Origin of the sequence: Saccharomonospora halophila 8 (assembly GCF_000383775.1) — a bacterium.
GTDB lineage: Bacteria > Actinomycetota > Actinomycetes > Mycobacteriales > Pseudonocardiaceae > Saccharomonospora > Saccharomonospora halophila.
Map to the genome: position 1 here is coordinate 67,010 of NZ_KB912503.1, position 1,624 is coordinate 68,633.

Sequence of the window (1,624 nt, forward strand, 5' to 3'; positions counted from 1 at the left end):
CGGCCAGGCTGCTGCGGCGCACCCCCGGGGTGGGGGTCTGTGCGAGTGTGCGGCCGAGCATCCCCGACGCGGCCGATCCCGCGTCGGCGACCTCCGAGGCGGCCTCGGCCGCGATCCGGGCGACGACGTCGTCGTCGATGTCCACCCGGCCGAACTCGGTCCGGCCCGGATGCGCACCGCCGATCCGTTCCGTGGGTGCGGTCGGTTCGTCCTCGGGCCCGCCCGGTCCTTCCGGTCCGGAGGATCCGGTGCGTCCGGCCACGGCGTCGGTCATCGGCCCTGACCCCGCCCGGAGAAGTACTCGGTCAGGTCGATGTCGCCGTCCAGGACCTTGCCGACGACGAGCCCGACGATCGCCAGCAGGGCGACGATCAGCATCTGGCCGAAGTTGCCGAAGGCCAGTGCCAGGCCGAGGACGAGCCCGACGAGGAGCCCCTGGGTGGTCCGTGACATGTCTCCACCTTCACGTTCGGTTCGAATCGGCCGATCCGGCCGCATCGGGCAGGTCGACCAGATCGGCCACGACGACGTCGACCCGGCGATCACCGACCAGCGGCGCGAGTGCGCTCTGGACCTGTCTGCCGAGGGCGGGCAGGGCGACGGTCCAGTCGCCGGTCACCTGCACGGTCACCCGGTCGGGCTCGACGCGCACCCCGCCGAGGCGCCTTCCGGGCAGATAGGTCGTGACCGGGCCGGTGGCGGGCAGGACCGCCCCGCCCACCAGGTCGGCGACCCCGGGGCAGGACCGCACCACCTCGGCGACGCGGTCGACGTCGACCCCGTCGACCACCGGCGGCGCGCTGATTCCGGTCACGACACCCTCGACTGTGATTCCTGGCTGTCGTCGGACGGCAGGTAGACGTCGTCGATGCTGACGTTGACCTCGGTCACCTCGAGGCCGGTCATCCGCTCGACCGACTGCTTGACGTTGCGCTGGACGCTCTTGCCGAGGTCGGCGATGGACACCCCGTACTCGACGACGATGTCCAGGTCGATCGCCGTCTGGCTCTCGCCGACCTCGACGGCGACACCCTGGGACACGCTCGGCCCGGAACTGCCGGGAATCCGTTCGCGCAGCGCGCCGACCGCGCGCCCGCCGGAGGTGCCCATCGCGTGGACGCCGCTGACCTCGCGGCACGAGACCCCGGCGATCTTGGAGACGACGCCCTGGGCGACGCTGATCTTGCCCTGGTCGGTGGACAGCGGGTCGCCGCCGGACCCACCGCGTTCGCGACCCGAGGACGACGAGGAACCCGAGGAACCTGAGGAGCCCGAGGAACCCTGGCCAGGCTGAGACATTGCCGCACCACTCCTGTGAACAATCCGTGAGCCCGCGGTGCGGTGAGGCCCGCGGGCGGTGTGGGAGACGTTTCGTGACTGCGACATACCCCGTGCGCCGGGAGTCAACCGCGCCCCGTGTTCACGCCTTGCGGTGACGTGGGCGGCCACCGGCGGAGATGCGGGGCGGATCACCCCGGTTCCGTGACCGGCGGGGGCGACGGGGCGCGGTCGCGGTGTTTCGCCGTACCACCGCCCGGGTAACAGCGGGTGGTGTGCTGTGAACGTCGGGTCAGCGCCCGGGTGCGCGCCCGTGCGGGCGTCCGTCGCGGCGGCGGGTCCGGCG

The 1,624-nt window shown here is 72.5% G+C and carries 3 protein-coding genes and 1 pseudogene; all 4 read right to left on the bottom strand.

From position 1 onward, the window contains the following. Positions 1–274, bottom strand: a pseudogene (locus SACHA_RS24965) (Asp23/Gls24 family envelope stress response protein); the annotation flags it as partial. Continuing rightward, positions 271–453 (bottom strand): DUF2273 domain-containing protein, encoded by a 183-nt coding sequence (locus tag SACHA_RS0105555; protein ID WP_007024172.1) that lies wholly within the window; start codon positions 451–453, stop codon positions 271–273. The pseudogene SACHA_RS24965 and the gene SACHA_RS0105555, both read right to left, overlap by 4 nt. Before the next feature lie 10 nt (positions 454–463). Then, positions 464–814: a hypothetical protein gene (locus tag SACHA_RS0105560; protein ID WP_019807830.1), complete on the bottom strand. Its 351-nt coding sequence runs from the start codon at positions 812–814 to the stop codon at positions 464–466. Further along, entirely contained in the window at positions 811–1,299 is a 489-nt protein-coding gene (locus tag SACHA_RS0105565) for an Asp23/Gls24 family envelope stress response protein (RefSeq protein ID WP_019807831.1), read from the bottom strand. The genes SACHA_RS0105560 and SACHA_RS0105565 overlap by 4 nt, the downstream gene beginning before the upstream one ends. Positions 1,300–1,624: the final 325 nt, after the last annotated feature.